This is a genomic window from Bacteroides difficilis, from assembly GCF_048319815.1.
GTDB classification, from domain to species: domain Bacteria; phylum Bacteroidota; class Bacteroidia; order Bacteroidales; family Bacteroidaceae; genus Bacteroides; species Bacteroides zhangwenhongii.
This window is the reverse complement of the sequence record NZ_CP182814.1, coordinates 4,745,380-4,765,520: the sequence shown is the minus strand read 5'-3', so window position 1 is coordinate 4,765,520 and position 20,141 is coordinate 4,745,380. Positions and strand designations below refer to the sequence as shown.

Sequence of the window (20,141 nt, the reverse complement as noted above, 5' to 3'; positions counted from 1 at the left end):
TTGTGTGTAAAGAATCCCTGGAATGCTGAGTGTCTACAGTACTTCCGGGGATTTCTATTAGTCGTCCGTTATGAACGGTTGTCCGTCTAATATTCTATTTTATCCTCCTTGTTCATCCATGCTTTGAAAGCGGAAATAGCTTCCTCGTGCAATAAAATCTCAGAAGGAAGTTTTCTCTCTTCCGGTTTCAGTCCCAGTTCATCATAGATGAAGGAATCATCGAAGCCAATATTTTTTGCGTCGGTTTTATTGTTGCCATAGTACATTTTGTCCAACCGTGCCCAGTAAATGGCACCTAAACACATGGGGCAAGGTTCGCAAGAAGTATATATCTCATAGCCGCTAAGATTGAATGTACCAAGCTTTGCAGCGGCAGCGCGTATGGCGCTTACTTCGGCATGAGCGGTAGGATCGCAGGAAGCGGTGACACGATTTACTCCGGTGGCAACTATCTCTCCCTCTTTAGTGGCAATCACAGCACCGAAAGGACCTCCACCATTTTCGATATTCTCCTTTGAAAGCTCGATGGCTTTCCGCATCAATTCTTCTTTAGTCATGGTATAAAATAGATTGTTAGTTTAATATGAGGATTATATCTTTCCAAGAATCTTATCCATTACCCAGTTGGTCAGTGTTGCACTTTCACCGTCGCAGGAACAGATAGATTTGCCCAATAAATGGTCTACTACGGCTTGGATAAGAGGTTGCTGTACGTGTTCCGGGTTGCCGATACAGATTTCTTCCCGTCCTTTTTCTGTGTGCAGGCCGATAGGTTCGTAAGTGAAGACAGAAAAACAAATCATTCCTTTGTCCCCAATAATCTCTATACGGTCTTCGCGAGCTGAATCATGAGCAACAAAGCACCAGGAACCACTGCCTACCAATCCGTTATCGAACTGGAAACAAGCGCTCAACGTATCCTCGGCAGGATAAAGCCCGCCACGATTGCTCTTGTAGCCGTTTGCTTCGAGGATACATCCGAACATATCCTGTAATAAATCAATCTGATGCGGAGCAAGATCGTAGAAATAACCACCGCCTGCAATGTCAGCCTGTACACGCCAGGGAAGATTTTCACGGTTATAATCCAAGTCACGTGGCGGTTGGGCAAAACGGATCTGTACATTGATTACGTTACCGATAGTTCCGTTTTCCACCAATTCTTTTACTTTCTGGAAGTAGGGAAGATAACGGCGGTAGTATGCAACGAAACAGGGAACTCCCGTTTCTTTGGATATGCGGTTAATGCGGGTACATTCTTCGTATGTGACGGCCATCGGTTTCTCAATATAGGCAGGCTTGCCTGCTTTCATCGACATGATGGCGTATGTAGCATGGGATGAGGGAGGAGTAGCGATATAGATAGCATTCACTTCCGGATCATCTATAAGTTCTTGTGCATCGTCATACCATCTTTTGATACCTCTCTCTTTGGCGTATGCTTTTGCTTTCGCACCGTCACGGCTCATCACGGCTACTACTTCCGAATGTTCTACTTTTTGGAAAGCAGGGCCGCTTTTAGTTTTCGTCACTTCTCCGCAACCGATGAATCCCCATTTGATTATCTTTTCACTCATAATACAATTACCTATTTACTTATTCTAATAAACTCCAAAGATAAAGCAATTTTTTGTCAAGAGCAACTTTATTGATTATTAACTTACTGGAGGAATTTGGAAAATAAAGCCTCTATTTTGCTAAAATGGAGATGTTGTTTGTATGGAATAGATTTTCCGTTTCGGGTGGATAGGACCTTTGTTCTTGTGAAAGCACATCCTATTTGCAGTATAAAGGCAGGTGAGTAGAGATAAGCCCGGGGATGAAGGACAATATGCCAATGGGGAAATGAGAAGGAAAGCTGGGATGAGAAGGAACTTATCCCTTTTTGAAAAAGAGAAAGGCGAGAATTGGAGTTCCCGCCTTTGCGTGTAGTTTAATTGAAACTACTTTATCATTAACTCTGTAAAGATACGACATTCGGAAGCGAAAGTCAAGTCTTTGATGGTTTATTTTTGGTAATAGGCATTCTCACTAGGAGGAATAACCTTTTTGACCGTTATCTTTCCCGGCACAACTAATTTCTGGTCGTTACCCAATGAATTATCATAAATAAGAGTGATGGTGAATTCTGTATCCATATTTACTTCTGGAGCTTTGAAAGTGATTTCTGTTGCGTTTTTACTCTCCATCGTTATTGATTCTTCATTAGCCTGCAGTGTTGTGACAATATTCAAATCAGTTCCTGTGATAGTGATAATGTCGCCTGGCTCTACTTCACCGGATAAGGTAGTAGAGGTTGTAGGAATAACAGGTGCAATATAAACAGTCAGCTCCTCACATACAACTAGATGATGTACTGAATTATACAATACGGCTAGAGGAACGACTTTTGTTTCTTCGAATACTTCAGTCGGCACATAAACAGTGAGTGATTGGTGGTCACGATCCGTTTGCGGTGTTTTAATATCAATCGTGATATCGTTGCCGAAATATACTTTGGAGATAAGATGCATATTTTCGCCTGTCAGAGTAATTGCTTCTCCCGGTTGTACGGTTGTTGCTTCCATCATATTGACGGAAGTCTGCGGTATATCAATATCATTGTCACGGGTACATCCGCTTAATAGACATATCAGGCATAAGGTTACCGTCAATGTGATAGCTGCTATATAATTTCTTTTCTTCATGATCTTTCTTTTTTAGCGTTGATAATAAAGGTCGAATGTAATGTAGGCAATACCTTGATTGTTCTTATCACCGTTATTGACTTTGCTGGATTGATCGTAATCGATGTGCACATCCAGAATATCAAGAATTCCGTATTTGTTTTTATATTTATTGTGGAATACGATAATACTGCCTTTTTCAAAAATCTGCTCACTTACTGTACCTTCAGCTTCTTCTGCTTTACGAGTGCGGACAGAGCTTTTAGTAATGTTCAGACTAGTAAAAAGTGTAGGAGTAATTTCCAATTGATCTTTGTTGGTTCTTATCTGTTCGATAAGTGCCGCATTTTTAGTTGTATTCAATACTACGAATCTAGTTTGTACTGCCGTAAATGATGTATATTCTGTGGGCAGATCTGTGTTGGGCAGAGGAGATGTTCCACACCAGTAATTTTTTAGATTGTTTTTGGATGGATTAAGTATGCCATCCGGTGAATTTAACTGAAAATCCAAAGTCCCGTTTACACATGCCCCGAAATCTATCTTATCATGATTCTCCTTATCTTTCAGAACACAAGGAGTACAGATAGGATTACCGTCAGCAGAATTACCATTAAGCATACTACCATAACCATATTTACTGTTACGTGTCCCTATCGCTTGATTAGCAGCGAATAAGTTCTTCATTCGAATCACCTTACAAGCGTCGGCTAGAATGATCTCTTTCGTCTCGTTATAATACGTCACTTTTATTTGCACTGTACTTGTTTCATCCAAAGTCGGTACTCTAAATACAATGATATTTTCTTCCTGACTGACTGGAGTGCATTTCTCTTCTCCAAAATAGATATACTCAATCAGATTGAGATGTGTGCCGCTTAAGGTAAGCAGGCTTCTTTCCATCAGGCTTTCCTGATCTATCTTCTCTATTTCCGGTTGGTCTTTTTCTACGAGAAAATCATCGGATTCTCCCTTTATTTCAGACTCACCACCTGTTTGATTGGTATACTTTAAAGAAACGGTCGTATTATCATCAATGATAAAAGGTACTTTGACGGCAATTTCTTCTTCACTCTGATAGACAATTTCTCCTTCTTCGTCTCCCATATAAACTTTGGAGATAATATCAAGGTCTGTTCCCAAAATCTCTACATTATTTCCGACTCTTCCACCTTTCGGAAATTCTGTCACAACCGGAGTAGGATAGGTGACTGTAAATGATTGAGAACTTTCCGCACGGGTACTTTCGCTATCATCATTTTTGCGTGAGGTAGAAAGTACAATTTTGCCATTCTTTGTACCCTCACGAGGAACTACGATTACGATTTCCTGCTGTGATAGTTTATAAAGTATCTGTGCCTCCACACCACCAATGGTTGCAGTTTCTATATCGCGTAGATTATTACCTTTGACAGTTACCTGTGTTCCTGCTTTTCCGCTTACAGGAGCAAACTCAATGATTTCCGGCGCTCCTTGAACCTCTGTCTCAATGCTCAACTTTTCGTTGCAACTTGTCAATGTGACAAGTACACAGAGGACCAATAGGCTATATAGTTTATTTTTCATACTGTTTTCGTTTTGAGAATTAGTAATGTGGATTTTGGGTGATTACACTTGGATTATTGTCTATCACACTTTGAGGGATAGGAAGCAATAATTGCCATTCCGCCATTGGGTTGACGGTGAAAGCATATTCTCCGTAGAAGCTCTCGGTTTCTGTAATTTGTTTATTGATAGTTTCCAAAGCCTTGCCCCAACGAACGAGGTCGAACCAGCGTTGGTTTTCGAATGCCAGTTCCAAACGACGTTCTTTTTCCAACTTTTCACGGAAAGCGGAACGTACAGGCACTTCGGAAATGTCGATAGCCCCCAATCCGGCACGGCGGCGTACCTCGTTGAGATACGGTAGTCCGGCAGCGGGACCGTCTATCTTGTTCAGTACTTCAGCGTACATCAACAGTACATCTGCATGACGAATAACAGGCCAGTCGTTTTCTGCGTCATAACGTACGCTGACGGGCGAAACAAATTTCTTGATATATGCCGATTGATTTGAAATGACTACCGGATCTTTCTTACTCGGGTCAATATAATGATCGCTTACGCTAACTTCTTTACGCAAGTCACCTTCCGGATAAATACCTAGTACTTCAGTGGTCGGGTAGTTGCGCCCGTCTCCATCTCCCGTCACTACATTGGCACCACTCTTGGTAGGCGCAAATGTGTTGGCAAAAGGAGAGCCGATCCCCAGACTTCCCGATTTGTAACGGACAGCAAAGATTATTTCATCATTCATTTCTTTGGAAATATCAAACACATCAGAATAACTGACAGTCAACTGATCTCCTTTTACATCCACTACCGATTTGAGCAGCTTCTTGGCTTCTTCATATTTCCCGATAGTCAGATAAACTTTGGCAAGCAAAGATTGAGCGGCCGGCTGGGTGACGCGTCCTAAATCGGCTACATCGTATGTCACATCTTCCAAGTCATCAATGGACGTTTTCAAATCGTCAATAATCTGCTGATAGGTAGCCTCCACACTGCTACGGTCTTTCTTCATAGCATCTGCTACACTCAATTCTTCCGTTATAATGAAAGTCGGACCGAAAAGACGTACTAGGTTGAAGTAATGATAAGCACGGATGAAACATGCTTCTCCCTCAAATTGAGCCCGTTTTTTCTCATTGGCTACTACCGCCAGATTCTCAGGAGCAAGTACGTTATTGCAACTGTTGATATTACTGTAAGTGGCTTCCCAATAAGTACGTATGTTCGCGTTGCTGGCATCCATTGTACCAAGATCCAATGCCTGTTGTTGCAGGAAAGCGTCATTGGTGGAGCTGTTGCTATTCATGCGGGTATTGTCCGCACGCAGTTCGGTAAGTGTCCATTCAATGTTTAACGGAGCCTGCATACCTCCGTAACAGCCAATAACGGCAGTATTCATTTCTGCTTCATTCTTATAGAACGAACTGTCGGGGATATAGGAGTCCGGTGTGATGTTGAGGTCACAGGAAGAAAGCCCCGGCAGACAAGTAGACAGACTAATGATAAATATATGTTTTAGTTTCATTTCTGTACGTTTTAAGATGATTAGAAATTAAGTTCGAATCCGAAATTGACGGTAGACTGTATCGGGAATCCTCCGCGTTGGTATCCGTTCACCAATGGCGAAGCGTACGATCCGCTTGTCACACGGGCTTCCGGATTGATACCCCGGTAACTCTTTCCCCAGAAGTAAAGCAAGTTCTGACCGGAAGCATAAAGGCGAAGCGAGTTGAGTCCTGCCTTTTTCAGTTTTTTCTTATCAAATGTATAACCTAAAACTACGTCGCGCAATGCTACGAATGATCCGTTTTCAATCATGTAGTCGGTGAACTCCCATGAGATTCCGGCAGAACCTACTGTCGGCGTGCGTCCGTCGCCTGGATATTCGGCACTGATCCAGCGGTCTTTCGCATAATTGCGATTGAATTTCTTGGATTCGGTATAGTATCCGTCACCGTTGAATACATCCAGTCCGCTTACACCTTGAATCAGGAAATAAAGATCGAACCCTTTCCATCTGAAGGTATTGGAAATACCCCACGTCGCTTTCGGGAAGGGATTACCAATGACGGTACGGTCTTTGTCATTGATGACACCGTCGTCGTTGACGTCTACAATCTTGAGACTGCCCGGAGTGGCACTTGCCAAGTGTGGTGAAGAATCCAGGTCGGCCTGATTGAGGTAAACTCCGTCAGTCTTGTATCCGAAGAAAGAAATGGCACGATGACCGACTTGTGCCAGATAGGTTTCGTTACGTTCTCCGGTAGAAATCAGTCTTTCTTCACCGGAAAGTTCGAGTAACTTGTTGAAGTTGGATGAGATGTTGAACGAGGTGGTCCATTCAAAATCCTTAGTACGGATATTGTGTGTATTCAATTCGATTTCGATACCACTGTTACGGATGCGCCCGATATTGTTCCAATAGTCACTGTAACCCATGAAAGATACGACCGGTTGCTTGAACAGCAGTTGCTTGGTGATGGAATAGTATCCCTCCAGTGTCAGGTTTATGCGATTGTTCAAGGCACTGAAATCGATACCGGCATTATATTCGTAAGTCTGTTCCCAAGTGATGTTGTAATTGCCTTTTGTTGAGGTAGCCTTGTTGAGTCCGGGAATGAGTGCTCCTGTTCCACTGCCTAATGGGTAGTTGCTGGCATAAAGCAGATTGTAGTAAGAGTTGGCAGGAATATTATTGTTGCCCGTTACACCGAAGCTGGCACGGAGTTTCAGCATATTCAACCAACTGATACCTTTCAGGAAGGATTCTTCCGAAACACGCCATCCCAGAGATACGGATGGGAACCAGCCCCATTGGTGTCCGTCGGCAAATAGGGAACTACCGTCCGTACGTAGACTGGCGGAGAACAGGTATTTGTCGGCATAGCTGTAATTGATACGTGCCAGAGCAGACATCATAGCAGTACGGAATTTAACCGTATTTGTTTGGCTTACATCAAAAGAGGTAGCTGCATTGAGTGTATGGACATAGTCGGTCGGGAAGCCCAAGCCTACGATATTCGCTGTGGTTTCCGATGTTGTCTGTGCTGTATATCCCAATAAGGCTGCATAGTCATGCTTACCTTTCTTACCGGTATAGTTCAGTGTGTTTTCGCTCAATAAGTCTACATAGAGACGGTTTTTATAAGTACCCATCGCCGATTCCTCATCTTTGCGGGATTCGTAGTTGCGGTACTCGTTATTTTGACGGTATTTGATGTAGAAACCGTTGGAGGTGGTAAAGGTAAGTCCCTTCATTATCTGCACATTGATAGAAGAATTGGCTTGCAGGTTATAATCTTCTTTGAAGCGTTCTTCGGTATCCATCAATGATTTCGGATTATTGTTGCTGGTGTTGAAAGGGCTTGCTTTCACTTGCGTACCGTCTTCACGGGTGTACATGATATTGCTGAAGTCGCTACCGCGTGCCCATGAGCCGATGGCTTTTCCGGTGAGAGCTGCCGTTTCTGCCGTATGGCGTACCGGCATGAAAGACGGAGTACGGTAGAAGTCGATAAAGTTGGTCGATGGAGTCTCTGTTTTGGTGTAAGACGGAGCGATGTTCAAGCTGAGATCTACACGCTTGGATAACTTCGCGTTGATGCGTGAGCGGAGATTCAGACGTTTGTAGTTACTGTTAATCATAATACCGTCTTCCTGTGCGTAGTTGCCGGAGATATAGTAAGTAAGACCTTTCTTTCCACCCGATACGGAGAGTTGTACCTGATGGATTTGCGGAGTATCCTGCAGACCTTCACGTTGCCAGTCGGTATAATTATCGATAAGCCCGAAGGCTTCGTCATTGGCTGCTATGGATTTATTTTGCAGGGCAGCCTCGTAGCCCATCATATTGTAATAGTCTTTAGAACTCATGATGGGGTGCAGCTTGTAGGCCCATTTTAATCCGGTAGAGGCTTTTACGCTATATTTGGCTTTACTGGCACTTCCTTCTTTTGTAGTCACCAGGATAACACCGTTAGCCGCACGTGAACCGTAGATGGCAGCGGAAGCGGCATCTTTTAATACTTCGATGGAAGCGATATCCGCCATATCGAGCGTAGAAAGTCCTTCGGGAACAGGATAACCGTCAATGACAATCAATGGAGAGCTGTCGGCACTGATGGAACCCATACCACGAACACGGATTTGAGGGGCAGCTCCGGCTTCGGAAGTGGAATTCTGGATATTCACACCGGCAATCTTTCCTTGCAGCAGTTGGTCTACTTGCGTCACGGGAATATCTGTGAGACTGTTGACATCCATCTTGGATACCGAACCGGTCAAGTGAGATTTTTTCTGTACACCGTAACCGACCACTACTACTTCGTCCAACACTTTTGTGTCTTCCTTTAATTTGATGTTCAGAGTTTTCTGATTATTGACAGGTACTTCTTGTGTGGTGTATCCGATATAAGAGATGACAAGTATAGACTTGGAGGAAGGGACATTTAATGTAAATTTACCATCTATATCGGTGATAGTACCGGTGGTACTTCCTTTTACCTTCACATTTACTCCGGGAACACCGCCTTGACTATCGGCAACTGTACCTGTAACTGTAAATGATTGTGCGTAGACAACCGTTACGAACGGGGTGCATAATAACAGCAAGAAAGCTATTATTAAAGGATAATGAAACGATTTATTCCTCATAATATTGGGATTTAATAGGATTTATTCTAAACTGTATAATAAATGCATACGGCTGGAAACTGGAGTCGTACGGTATTTGGCGCCGATAGTTTCGTATCCGGCTTTCGGATCAAAGAAAGAGGCTTTGCGGAGTACCCAACAAGATTCATCTTGTTTCTTCTCCCATTCTTTGATTTGCTGGTAAGGCCATTGGCTTTGGGGCTTGCCGATATAAGGAATTACAAACTTCAGGGCAGCAGTAATGGAACGTCCGTCTTTGCTGGTAGCGTTGTAAATATCGATTCCTTCTGTGGAAGCAATGAAAGACATATCCAGCATATGAGTCAGGTTAAAGAGCGTATAGCCGAATGCGGTTGTGCGTTCCAGTTCCAACGGTTGTTTTCCGTCCGGTTCAATTTGAGGGAACAAACGCTTTTCAGGAAATGCTTTCAATATTTGTGTTGCTAGTTCTTTATTACCTATGTAGAGTGCGTATGCTGTCAACTGTACGTCATATGCCAAACCATGATTGTTTTTCGCCGCATTTTCTTCGGCAGCAACCGGACTGGTCTGTATCCATTCAACGAACTGTGTGAACCACTCTTTCATACCTTTCTTGATGGCAGGTGTCATCGCCTTTGAGCTATCCAGCAAGGTGAGCGCATCCAGCATTTCTACAAAACAATACGTATCGATCATGCCTGTTCCACGTCCTAATCCTTTTCTGTGGCCGGGGATAGTCTGCCCGTAGTTTAAGTTCGGATTCATTTTTGTTTTAGCGTCCAAGAACCAGACATTCAGGAAATCAGTAGCTTTCTTTGCATATTGTTCGTTACCTGAAAAATAGTAGGCGATTCCCAAAGTAGTGACGGCTTTCGCCATATCCCCCAATCGATTACGGTCTAATTTTGACAGTTCGGGATTACGTTGTCCGTCTTTACGGATATAGGGTAACCCGTCCGGTTTGGAAGGATCAGGCCACCAGTAAGGGCCCATACTCATATAGTCATGCTTGTCACCGCTAGAGGCCGTCATACTTTTGTCCATCACAGACGGAGGAGTCATTTTCATCGCTTTGTCAGCGTCTCTCATTAAAGTTTTAATAGCCGGAGCGTATGCAGGGGTATCGGCTTTAGCCTTCACTTTAGCCAGCTTTTCTGCCGGATAGATACGGGTATTAACGGTCTGTGCATTCATTGGAAGCAGACAAACCAGAGTAAAAGCACTCAATAGTAAGTTTCTCATAATTATTTTATTTTAAGCGAATTAGTTTAGCCATAATAAAGGGTGTCGGATAGGAAGGTTGCGTATCACTTCCTCATTGGTAGGGAAATGTTCCAGCTTCTTCCATGTCTGAAAGTAGTCTTTTCGGTAGTGATGTATGCTGCCGAATAGCAAGAACGGATGCGCAACAGGCCATTCTTCCCAAAACATGATGTCCGGTTGGTGTTTCCACGAGTTTTTGTCTTTCACAAAAGGAAACAGCCAGGCAATTCCTTTTTCGATATTCCGTCCGTCTGTTGTGGTGTAGTCCCATAGATTTTCTTCGGGAGTTGTCAAGAGATGACAAAGAGTAGTCATCGCGTCCAGATTAAAAAGAGAGTAACCGTAAGGTTTGGTGCGTTCCAGTTCTAAGGGAAAACTGCCGTTAGCGGCCATCTGATTGGGGATCAATATTGTCCGGTAACGTTCGCGGCAGAAATGAATCATTTCTTCATTCTGCGTGAATAAGGCGAAGGCAGCGGCTTGCATAGTCCAACAAGTGCCGTGATTATTCTTGGCTTCCATCTCATTGATTCCGTAACGGTGGGTAGACATCCAGGTCAGATAGTCGGAAAACCACAGGCGGATCGTTCTCAGTTCCTTTTCTTCGATGATTCCCTGCGCTTCCATTAACCGGAGTGACTGCACGACTTCAATCAGATGAATGGTATCGATGATTCCGATTCCGCGTCCGGTAGCTATACCTTTGATAGCTTGTGCATACAAGAGATTAGGGTTCATCATTGTCTCTTGATCGACAAACCAGGCACGGATATGACGCATGGCGGCTTCTGTATATTTTTTGTCACCTGTCAGTATCCAGGCGGAGGTCAGGTCGCCTACCAACTGGCTGAATCGTATCATGGCATGACGGTGAGCGGTGAAGTTGTCCGGATTCGTTTCTCCATCACGACGGATGAACGGACCGTCCGGGTCTTGAGGGTTTGCCCACCAGTAATCACCTTCGGAATAGAAGTCGTGAATGCCTCCCGCGCTTCTTTGAGCACGGGCAGCAGTGACGGTCACAGGTACGGACTCTAATGCTGCGTCTGCCCGTTGCAGGGTTTCTGCTTGTAGGAGTCGGCGTACTTGTTCTTTCACATCTTCTTTAGCCGTCACCGTGGTGAGGCCGAAGAGTATCATTAATAATCCTATTGAAATTCTTAATCTGTTCATTGTGCATTCAATTGAGTGTAAACGGTTTTGATTCCGGCTGATTGAACGGATACGTAACAAGCGTCGGTTACTTGGGCACGTATCATTGCTTTTCCATTATAGGCTTGTACTTTGCGTGATCCGGTCGAAGTACCCAAGTTTTGAAGTAGTTTTCCGTCTCCGGCAATTTCAAATGAGATGATGTTAGCTGCGTCCAGACAGAGAACTCCTTTTTCATCGGTCAACTGTGCTTCAACGCGAACGATATTGTTACCTTCAGGATGATGTGTCACCTTTAATTGTTTCGGTTCTCCCCATTGGCTGGTTTGATAAGCAACGGTGATCTCATCGGAAACGGTTTCCTTACTCTTTACGGCTACCGCTTTCAAATGATTATTTCCTTCACGCAATATACTTTTCCAGCGAAGTCCGGCTGCCGGAAAGTCCTGGCTGTTCCGTTGTTTTATGCCTTGGCTGACTCCATTGACAAACAGTTCTACTGCTGGACAGTTGGAGTATACCAGTATTTCTTTAGGTTCGTCTGCGGCCCCCCAACGTGTCGGCCATGTGTGGCCGTAGATGTGTATCATCGGCTTCTCCGTCCAATAAGACTGGAATACATAAAACACTTCCTTCTTGGTGAAGTCCCGTTCGATTACTCCCTTTTGATTGACGTATGGTACCGGATTTTCCGGTCGTAGAGGAGTGGAGAAATCTTTGAAAGGCCAATAGGCTGTTCCTGTCAGCCAAGTCATGGTTTCCTGTTCTTTCAAGTGCCAGTCCACTAGTTTTACAATATAGGATTCCGACCAGTCACCGTCTCTCGATGCACGGGCGTCACCGCCAACGAAGGAGAAGTCTCCTGCGCGTTCATCGGCTCCGGCTCCGACAGGAATGCCGCCCAATGATTTGAAAGGGTCTTCCGAATGTCTTCGGGCATGAGAGTCACCGCCCCATTCCACATGCAGGAAGTGTTTAACCTGTTTCATCTCTTTCTCGGAGGTAGGCTTGTAGTCGGTGAATTGCCCGCGATACCAGCCTGCCCAGATGGAAGGGGAATATACATCGACAATATCTTTACAGAAGTCGCACCGGCGGATAGAAGTGACACGTGACGGATCCAGACGGTGTGCCAGGTCATTCAGTTCTTTCATAAAGGCGCGTATCTGTGATTGTTCGAAAGTCGGGAAATCATTCGGCCAGTCATTCTCATTGCCCAGTCCCCAAAGAATTACAGAAGGATGGTTGTAGTGCTGATTTATCATGTTTGTGAGCATTCGTCGGGCTTGTGTCTGGTAGCTCTCTCCACCCAAGCCACCGCGACACCAAGGGATTTCTTCCCAAACGAGAATGCCCAGCTCGTCACACAGGCGGAGAATGATATTCGATTGTTGGTAATGTCCCAGACGGATGAAGTTGACGCCCATTTCTTTCATCATCTTTATTTCCGTTACCATTTGCTCTTCTGTCATGGCAGCGCCTACGCCGGCATGATCTTCGTGGCGGTGGGTACCTTTTAGTAACAGGCGTTTGCCGTTCAGTTTGAAAGGCCCATAGTCTACAAACTCGAAATGGCGAAAGCCAATCTGTTCTGTTACGGTTTGTTCGCCTTCAGTAGTTTTGAGAGTGAACTCGCAGGTGTATAGCTGAGGCTGCTCCGGGCTCCAAAGTAGCGGGCTTTTGACAGCAATGTCGAATAGTCGCACTTCTCCTAAGGGAAGAACATCCGTCACAGTCTGTTCGGCTACTTTCTTGCCGTTCGGGTCTTTCAGTGTGAGGTGCACCGTGGCTCGGCGGGTATCATCCGGATTATAGAAGTTGGCTTGCACTTTCAGGCTTGCATTCTTTAAATCTTTTTGCACCGGAGTCTCCAGTTTGAAACTACTGAAAGAAAGCGCAGGTTGATAAACCAGATTAACGTAACGGTAAAGTCCGCCGTACACATTGAAGTCCGATAAATCTGAAGGGATCATTTCCGTATCTCTTGAATTATCGCAACGGATAGATAAAGGTATTTTTCCGTTGAAACGCTTCCGGCAGTCGGGATTGGCCAATGCCTGCCGGATAGCCTCTGTGATGTCGACGCTCCATTCATCGTAACCGCCTACATGGGTACCGACTTTTTGCGTGTAGATATATACTTCTGTTTTTTGTCCGGCTCCTTCAAATTCGAGGATAGTACGGCCATTGACTGAGGGATTCTGAATATCGAGCAAAGTACGATACCATCCGGGACCCTGGTAATAGTTGACATCCGGATCTACAGCATCTTCCGCATTGAAGCAGTGAGGAAGGGTGACCGGTTGCCAGATGGGCACAGCTTCCGAAGAACCGGGTGCTACCATGCGTACAGCTTCCCAGATGCTTCCGAGATCACCTTTGAGATATTCCCATTGGTCGGTCAGGCGGATTCTTTGGTTGGTAGGAATCCGGGCACTTATCGGTAGAGCGAATGTTATAAGGGCTGTCAATATGTAGATAATTGTTTTTTTCATGGTCTGTATAAGTGATGATGATTAGAGTTGTTCTCCTTTTTCCAATTTGTTTTTACGAAGCAGGGCTTCGAGGAAATAATAATCGGCATATACGATAGGTACATCAATTTCGCTGTCGTGAGGTTTGGAACCGGTACTGTGGAGTAGCAAGAATCCGTTGTCTCCATTCTGTTGTGCACGGTAGCTGGCAGTGAGATTCTCTAAAATCCGATCGGCTTCCTGTTTGTAGAGATCCTTGTTTTCCGGTACGTAGGTGCTCAGCTCATAGAGTGCGGAAGCTATACAGGTTGCTGCAGATGCATCGCGTGGTTCGTCCGGTATTTCAGGAGCATTGAAATCCCAGTAAGGAATCAGGTCTTTGGGTAGGTTGGGATGGGTGAAGATGTATCTTTCTACCTGTTTTGCCTGTTCCAGAAATTCGGGGAGTCCGGTTTCACGATAACATAGAGTGTAGCCATATAGTGCCCATGCTTGTCCGCGTGCCCATGCCGAGTCGTCGGAATATCCTTGATGGGTGACTTTACAAATCGGGCTACCGGTGATCGTGTCGTAATTGACCACGTGGTATGTACTGAAGTCATCGCGGAAATGATTTTTCATCGTAGTCCGTGCATGACTGACTGCTATATTATAAAAGGTGGAATCGTTCGTTTCGCGAGAAGCCCAAAACAATAACTCCAGATTCAGCATATTGTCGATGATCACGGGACATTCCCATTGGTCGGCGTGATGATCCCAAGAACGGATGCAGCCTACGTTGGGTTTGAAACGGGTAATCAGAGTCCGGGCAGATTCGATAAGTATATCTTTATAGGTAGGGTTACCGGTCAGACGGTAGCCGTTGCCATAGCTGCAATACATTTTGAAACCCATATCGTGTGTAGTGCCGTTTTTCTTTTCGCGTTCCAGCATTTCAGTATGTTTTTCGGCTTTCTCCTTCCAAAAAGGATCGTGCGTATATTCATATACATACCAAAGTTCTCCGGGAAAGAATCCGCTCGTCCAGTCTCTGGAAGGTACGAGGTGTAAAGAACCGTCCGGTTCCGTGTTACGTGGGTTGGTAAGCTCACCCCATTGTTTGGCGATTCTTTTGTCTCTGCTTTCTTGGGATTCGTTTGCACGCGCTTCATCTATTTTAGAAAAAGCATACTTGAATTGTTGTTCGGCAAAAGTAAAATTAGAAGCAACTAAATTTGACTCTTTGGGAGATTGGCAACCAACTAAAGCGGTCACTCCGATGCTAAGGGCTAAAAGATAATGTTTCATATTTTCATATTTGTTTCCATATTATTATTTCTAAGTAGGATGTTGCAAATGTATGGAAACAGTGCGAATTTGGTTTGTCTGGTAGTACCGTAAGTTTATAAAATCATCCCATTCTTATATAGGACAATCGCTTCTGTGACGTTCTTGGAACGATTTTTATAACTTGGAATGATTTTACAAACCTTTGATGTATTCGGTGGGCGAGACTCCGTAGGTAGCTTTGAAACATTTGGTGAAATAGGCAAGTGTGCTGAATCCGGTGGCTATTGAGACTTCTGTTATGTTCATGTCCGTTTCTTTCAGTAATTGCGCAGCTACTTCAAGACGCTTGTGGCGAATCAGGTCATTCAGAGATAAATCTGTCACTGCTTTGAGCTTGCGGTAGAAGTTACTTCGGCTGAATCCCATCTCGTCGCATATCAACTCAACTTTTAAGTCCGGGTTGGCAAGATGACTTTCTATAATTTCGAATAATTTCTGCATGAATTTATCATCGGCGGAACTGGCTTCGATACCCATTGACTGGAGCGAGAAGTTTTTTCCATACATTGATTTCAGTTTTTCCCGTTGCGTCAGCAGGTTGTAAATTCGTATTAGCAGCACATCTATATTGAACGGCTTTACTATATAATCATCAGCCCCCGAAAGGAAACCTTCTTTGACGTGCATTACCATGGTGCGGGCTGTAAGTAGAATTACCGGAATGTGTCCCGTCTGCAAATCATTCTTTATCATGGAACAGAGTTCCAGTCCATCGACTCCCGGCATCATGATGTCTGTCACAACTAAATCGGGAAACTCTTTCAGTACGATATTGAAGGCTTCGGAGCCGTTATCCGCTTCGAGTATCCGGTAATAGCGTTCAAGATGTTCTTTTACATAGCTGCGTATGTCCTCATTGTCTTCCACTAGCAGGATTGTCTTGCCTTTCAAAAAAGGAAGTTCCTCTTCGGAGTCAAGAGCTTGCCCAACTACTGCCTGCTCTTCCTGTACATCTTCGGGTTGGGTATTTTTCGTGTCTTCCTCTGTTGGTTGCACCTGCTCATTATTCGGAAGTATGATAGTGAATATGCTTCCTTTCGGCTGATTAGAGTCCACACTAATTGTGCCGTGATGTAAATGTACGATGGATTGTGTCAGACTTAGGCCGATACCTGTTCCGTTTACGTTGTCATTGACAGTCTGTGGGGTATTGACTTGATAGAACGGATCGAAAATATGGGTACGGGCATTTTCCGGAATTCCTTTCCCTGTGTCCGCTACCTGGATGATGATACGATTGTCGGGAGCCGTTATTAGTCTTAAAGAAACTGTCTCTCCTAAAGAAGTGAATTTAAAAGCATTTGAAAGCAGGTTGAATATAGCTTTTTCCAGCAGACTTTGGTCGAAATACACAGGGATTTCCCCTTCTGGAGCTTCATATTGGAAAGTAATCTGTTTGCTTTCCGCTATTTGTTTGAAGGTGTAATAAATTTCAAGCAGGAAAGCATTCAGATCCGAGTGGGTAAGTTTCAATGTGAGGCTACCGCTTTGATTTTTTTGCAAATCCATTAATTGATTGACCAGCAACAACAGGCGGCGGGCATTCTTTAATACCAAATCCAGTTTGGTTTTGATAAAGAGGGGAACTTCTGCCTGACGTACCAGCTCATCGATAGGGCTGATAATCAGAGTTAGCGGTGTGCGCAATTCATGTGAGAAGTTGGTGAAAAGCCGGATTTTGGTTTGATGAAATTCCTCCATCCGTTGCTTTTCCATTTGTCGCATCCGCAGGTTCAGTTCCAGCTTGTGCTTGCTGTACATATAATATCCGATGGTGTAGGTGATTCCTATAAACAACAACGCGTAGATGATATAAGCCCAAGTTGTTTTCCACCAAGGAGAAAGGATTACTATTTCCAAAGTCTTTCCTTGAGAGTTCCATACACCGTCATTGTTGGAGGCAATGACGTGGAATGTATATTTGCCGGGAGCAATATTGGTATAGAAAGCTTCTTTACGGGTTCCTACATGGTTCCAATCTTGGTCATGGCCTATTAATTTATAAGCATATTGATTCTGTTCGTGCAGGATATAGTTCAGGGCGCAATATGCGATAGAGAAATTATTCTGGTTGTAGGCGAGGGTAACCGTTTCCGCATCGTCCGGGTTGGTCTCCAATAATTGGCTTTTATCACCCGGTTGTACAACTTTATTGTTAACAGTCAATCGGGTAAGCACTACCGGTGGCATCATATTATTCTTAATCAATGAACGGGGAGTGAAAGAGAGAAATCCGTTGCTTCCACTAAAATAGACTTCTCCATTGGGCAAGCAGATACCTCCTTGGGGGGTAAACTCCAATGTTTCGAGTCCGGCAAAGCAGTCATAGGTATGCACTTTTCCTGTTTTTGTATTTATTTCGGTAATGCCGTTATCTATGCTTGCCCATATATTCTGATTATATTCCACCAGGGTATATACTTCCTCATTCGCCAATCCTTCTTTTGCACCGATATGGCGGATGATTCCTTTACCTTCCTGATACTGATAAATTCCTGCGCCGAAAGTTCCTATCCATATCTCACCGTTCGTTTTTCTCAGTATACCGGTGATATAATTGTTCTCCAGTTTACGGGACGGTTCTTTCTCTTCTGTTGAATATCGTATCAAGGTTCTTTTTTCCGTATCATATTCGTAAAGTCCGAATGAACGCGTCCCGATCAGGTATACGTTTTCACGAAGCGGCAGAAATGCCCGTATACTGGAGAAACCAATTGTTTCTCCAGTATCTCCGATAGGGAATTTACGGGTTACCTTTTTATCTTTCGTAATTCTGACCAGTCCCTGACGGGAAGTCGTTCCTAGCCAGATAGTTTCTTTTGCATCGCGATAAATAGTATAAATACCTAGATTTTTCTCTTTGAACTGGTGGATAAGTGAAAAACGTTTTGTCGGAATGTGGAAGCAATACAGTCCGCCGTTATTTGTTCCACACCAGATATTTTCTCCTTCTACCATCAGAGATTTGATGATATTCTTATTATGCATCCCTACAGGATGTTCTAATAGATAATTGGCGTATTCTTTTGTGGCCGGATTGAATTGCAATAGCCCGCCACCTTCTGTTGCTATCCAAAGGGAATTGGAACTATATACCATCGGACCGAAAATGTTATATAGCTTTTGCTCACTGTTTTCTAAAGGGTGGTAGAATATAAAACGGTTATTAAGAGGATTATAATAATTAACCCCACCGGAATAAGTTCCTACCCATAATGTTCCGGCACGGTCTACACATAAGCTGCGTACAGAAAAGTGGCTTAGATTATTACGATTTGCTTCGAATGTATTGTATTGGGTGATGACGTCATTCGTCAGATTGAGAACGCTCAGACCATCGAATGTTCCGATTATCAGCCGTTGGTTTTGTTCCTGAATACAACGAATGTAATTATCCGTCAGCCCACTGTTATGCTTTGAAAAAGTGACAATGCTCTGTTGGTCCGGGTTCCATTTATTCAGCCCTTTCATATCCGTACCTATCCATATCTGATGCTGTGAGTCTTCAAAAATGCAACTGATGGTATTATCGGAAAGGGAAGGAGTACTCTCTTTGTTCAGCTTTTGTATGATATTCAGGTTTTTATCGCATATCAGCAGACCTTTGTTATGAGTGCCTATGTAGAGTCTTTCCTCCTTATCTATATATAGAGAGGTGATCGATTCCCGTTCCAACAGTCCGTCAAAAGTTATGGGCTGGAATGTATTCTTTTCCGGTATCCAACGGCAGAGTCCCAAACGTGTGCCTATCCATAGCTCTCCTGACTTATTCAAACAGAGCGAAAGTATCCTGTTACTGGGAAGTGACGGATAATCTGCTATTTGGTAATTGGTGATAAGATTGGTCTTTTGATTGAGATAATTCAGTCCGTTGGTCGTTCCAATCCAAAGCCCTCCATGAATATTATCCGGCAGTAGTTTGGTGATGTGATTGTCTGTTAAGGAATTGGTGTTTTGATTGCTGTGTTTGTAAATAGTGAAAGTGGCTCCATCATATTTATTCAGTCCGTTGCGGGTGGCAAACCACATATATCCTTTGGCGTCTTGACAAATATCGAGTACGGATAACTGTGATAAGCCGTTGTTCAGATTGATTGTTGAAAAGTTGAATGCCCGATTTTCTTCCGCATACGAAAGGGTATTGCCGAAAGACAATAGAGAGATGAAGAAAAATAGATAAAAAGTATAGGATTGTTTTCGTTTAGTAAATAGATTGATAAGGTTATTTTTTATCATAGTATTTCTTGTAAATCTTTTGATATTCTTCTTCCTTCTGGAATCTATCCAGCCATGCATTCAAACTGTCGAGTAAGACAGGTGATTGTTTGCTGACTGCCCATGAGTAGAATTGTGTGAAACTGATTGCCGTGTTGATATCTATTTGTGGCAAAGAATCTGCAGCAGCCCGTGCGATACTTTCATCACATACGGCATAGTCGATGTCTCCATGTGCCACGAGTGAAATCAATTGTTCCGAGCCGTATTTTTCTATTTCCTTTATATAAATGGTATCTCCAATCTCATTTCCCAAGTTCTGAATACGCAAGATTGACGGGGAACCCTTTATGACATGGAGTGTTCTTTGCGCTAAATCCAACTGACTGCGTATGTAGAGGGAATCGTTTTCTCCGGTTGCTTTCCGTTGCACTAACACTTGTTTGTTGAGTACGATGGGAGAGGTGAGCAGTAAAGAATCCTTCAATTTGCTGGTTGCTAATATACCGTATGCTATTACGTCATAACGGTCCTCGCTCAATCCTCTCAGACGATCTTCAAAACTCATATAAGGGCTGATGTCAACTCTTAGTCCTTTATCTCGGCCGAATGCCTGTATCAGTTCATAATTAAACCCTGCAACCGTATCCCCGTCTACATAAAAACTGATGGAATTGTACTCTGTCGCTACACGTAATACACCTTCTCTGATAATATCTGCATAGTCGCGTGGGGGAAGCGGTTGTTTTTGCTGATTGTCGCATCGACGGAAACAGAAGAACAATGCCAGTACGATAATTACAGGTATCAGATATCTAAGCAATCTTATTTTGGGGCGTGTCACCATAAGCTGTAG

General features: G+C 43.8%; 12 protein-coding genes. All 12 read right to left on the bottom strand.

The features are described 5' to 3' along the window. Positions 1-86: 86 nt before the first annotated feature. The 12 genes from ACNOGP_RS18725 to ACNOGP_RS18670 all read right to left on the bottom strand — a co-directional run bounded on the left by ACNOGP_RS18725 (position 87) and on the right by ACNOGP_RS18670 (position 20,132). Positions 87-557: a nucleoside deaminase gene (locus ACNOGP_RS18725; RefSeq protein WP_186967143.1), complete on the bottom strand. Its 471-nt coding sequence runs from the start codon at positions 555-557 to the stop codon at positions 87-89. Between the two features lie 33 nt (positions 558-590). Beyond that, the gene (locus ACNOGP_RS18720) at positions 591-1,577 is read right to left on the bottom strand and encodes a Gfo/Idh/MocA family protein (protein WP_007757406.1); all 987 of its coding nucleotides are present in this window, start codon (positions 1,575-1,577) and stop codon (positions 591-593) included. A 429-nt stretch (positions 1,578-2,006) separates the two neighbouring features. Continuing rightward, positions 2,007-2,687, bottom strand: a complete 681-nt coding sequence (locus ACNOGP_RS18715; protein WP_418213482.1) for an IPT/TIG domain-containing protein — start codon at positions 2,685-2,687, stop codon at positions 2,007-2,009. A 12-nt stretch (positions 2,688-2,699) separates the two neighbouring features. After that, positions 2,700-4,232 (bottom strand): IPT/TIG domain-containing protein, encoded by a 1,533-nt coding sequence (locus ACNOGP_RS18710; RefSeq protein WP_418213481.1) that lies wholly within the window; start codon positions 4,230-4,232, stop codon positions 2,700-2,702. A 19-nt stretch (positions 4,233-4,251) separates the two neighbouring features. Beyond that, a complete protein-coding gene (locus ACNOGP_RS18705) occupies positions 4,252-5,742 on the bottom strand; it encodes a RagB/SusD family nutrient uptake outer membrane protein (RefSeq protein WP_418213480.1) in 1,491 nt (496 codons plus the stop codon). A gap of 20 nt (positions 5,743-5,762) precedes the next feature. After that, on the bottom strand, positions 5,763-8,870 hold the full coding sequence (locus ACNOGP_RS18700) for a SusC/RagA family TonB-linked outer membrane protein (protein ID WP_418213479.1): 3,108 nt from the start codon (positions 8,868-8,870) through the stop codon (positions 5,763-5,765). Between the two features lie 21 nt (positions 8,871-8,891). Continuing rightward, positions 8,892-10,094, bottom strand: coding sequence for an alginate lyase family protein (locus ACNOGP_RS18695; RefSeq protein ID WP_143867895.1), 1,203 nt, complete (start codon positions 10,092-10,094; stop codon positions 8,892-8,894). Positions 10,095-10,115: 21 nt separating this feature from the next. Continuing rightward, on the bottom strand, positions 10,116-11,288 hold the full coding sequence (locus ACNOGP_RS18690) for an alginate lyase family protein (protein WP_418213478.1): 1,173 nt from the start codon (positions 11,286-11,288) through the stop codon (positions 10,116-10,118). Further along, positions 11,285-13,762 (bottom strand): glycoside hydrolase family 2 TIM barrel-domain containing protein, encoded by a 2,478-nt coding sequence (locus tag ACNOGP_RS18685; protein WP_418213477.1) that lies wholly within the window; start codon positions 13,760-13,762, stop codon positions 11,285-11,287. The genes ACNOGP_RS18690 and ACNOGP_RS18685 overlap by 4 nt, the downstream gene beginning before the upstream one ends. 21 nt (positions 13,763-13,783) lie before the next feature. Continuing rightward, positions 13,784-15,028 (bottom strand): glycoside hydrolase family 88 protein, encoded by a 1,245-nt coding sequence (locus ACNOGP_RS18680; RefSeq protein WP_287665145.1) that lies wholly within the window; start codon positions 15,026-15,028, stop codon positions 13,784-13,786. Positions 15,029-15,202: 174 nt separating this feature from the next. Continuing rightward, positions 15,203-19,306, bottom strand: a complete 4,104-nt coding sequence (locus tag ACNOGP_RS18675) for a two-component regulator propeller domain-containing protein (RefSeq protein ID WP_418213476.1) — start codon at positions 19,304-19,306, stop codon at positions 15,203-15,205. Beyond that, positions 19,293-20,132: a transporter substrate-binding domain-containing protein gene (locus tag ACNOGP_RS18670; RefSeq protein ID WP_143867902.1), complete on the bottom strand. Its 840-nt coding sequence runs from the start codon at positions 20,130-20,132 to the stop codon at positions 19,293-19,295. Before ACNOGP_RS18670 ends, ACNOGP_RS18675 begins: the two co-directional genes overlap by 14 nt. Between the last annotated feature and the right edge of the window lie 9 nt (positions 20,133-20,141).

Bases quoted from the DNA above. Each gene is read 5' to 3' on its own strand.
- ACNOGP_RS18725 (WP_186967143.1), bottom strand. From the start codon at position 557: ATGACTAAAGAAGAATTGATGCGGAAAGCCATCGAGCTTTCAAAGGAG.
- ACNOGP_RS18720 (WP_007757406.1), bottom strand. From the start codon at position 1,577: ATGAGTGAAAAGATAATCAAATGGGGATTCATCGGTTGCGGAGAAGTG.
- ACNOGP_RS18715 (WP_418213482.1), bottom strand. From the start codon at position 2,687: ATGAAGAAAAGAAATTATATAGCAGCTATCACATTGACGGTAACCTTA.
- ACNOGP_RS18710 (WP_418213481.1), bottom strand. From the start codon at position 4,232: ATGAAAAATAAACTATATAGCCTATTGGTCCTCTGTGTACTTGTCACA.
- ACNOGP_RS18705 (WP_418213480.1), bottom strand. From the start codon at position 5,742: ATGAAACTAAAACATATATTTATCATTAGTCTGTCTACTTGTCTGCCG.
- ACNOGP_RS18700 (WP_418213479.1), bottom strand. From the start codon at position 8,870: ATGAGGAATAAATCGTTTCATTATCCTTTAATAATAGCTTTCTTGCTG.
- ACNOGP_RS18695 (WP_143867895.1), bottom strand. From the start codon at position 10,094: ATGAGAAACTTACTATTGAGTGCTTTTACTCTGGTTTGTCTGCTTCCA.
- ACNOGP_RS18690 (WP_418213478.1), bottom strand. From the start codon at position 11,288: ATGAACAGATTAAGAATTTCAATAGGATTATTAATGATACTCTTCGGC.
- ACNOGP_RS18685 (WP_418213477.1), bottom strand. From the start codon at position 13,762: ATGAAAAAAACAATTATCTACATATTGACAGCCCTTATAACATTCGCT.
- ACNOGP_RS18680 (WP_287665145.1), bottom strand. From the start codon at position 15,028: ATGAAACATTATCTTTTAGCCCTTAGCATCGGAGTGACCGCTTTAGTT.
- ACNOGP_RS18675 (WP_418213476.1), bottom strand. From the start codon at position 19,306: ATGATAAAAAATAACCTTATCAATCTATTTACTAAACGAAAACAATCC.
- ACNOGP_RS18670 (WP_143867902.1), bottom strand. From the start codon at position 20,132: ATGGTGACACGCCCCAAAATAAGATTGCTTAGATATCTGATACCTGTA.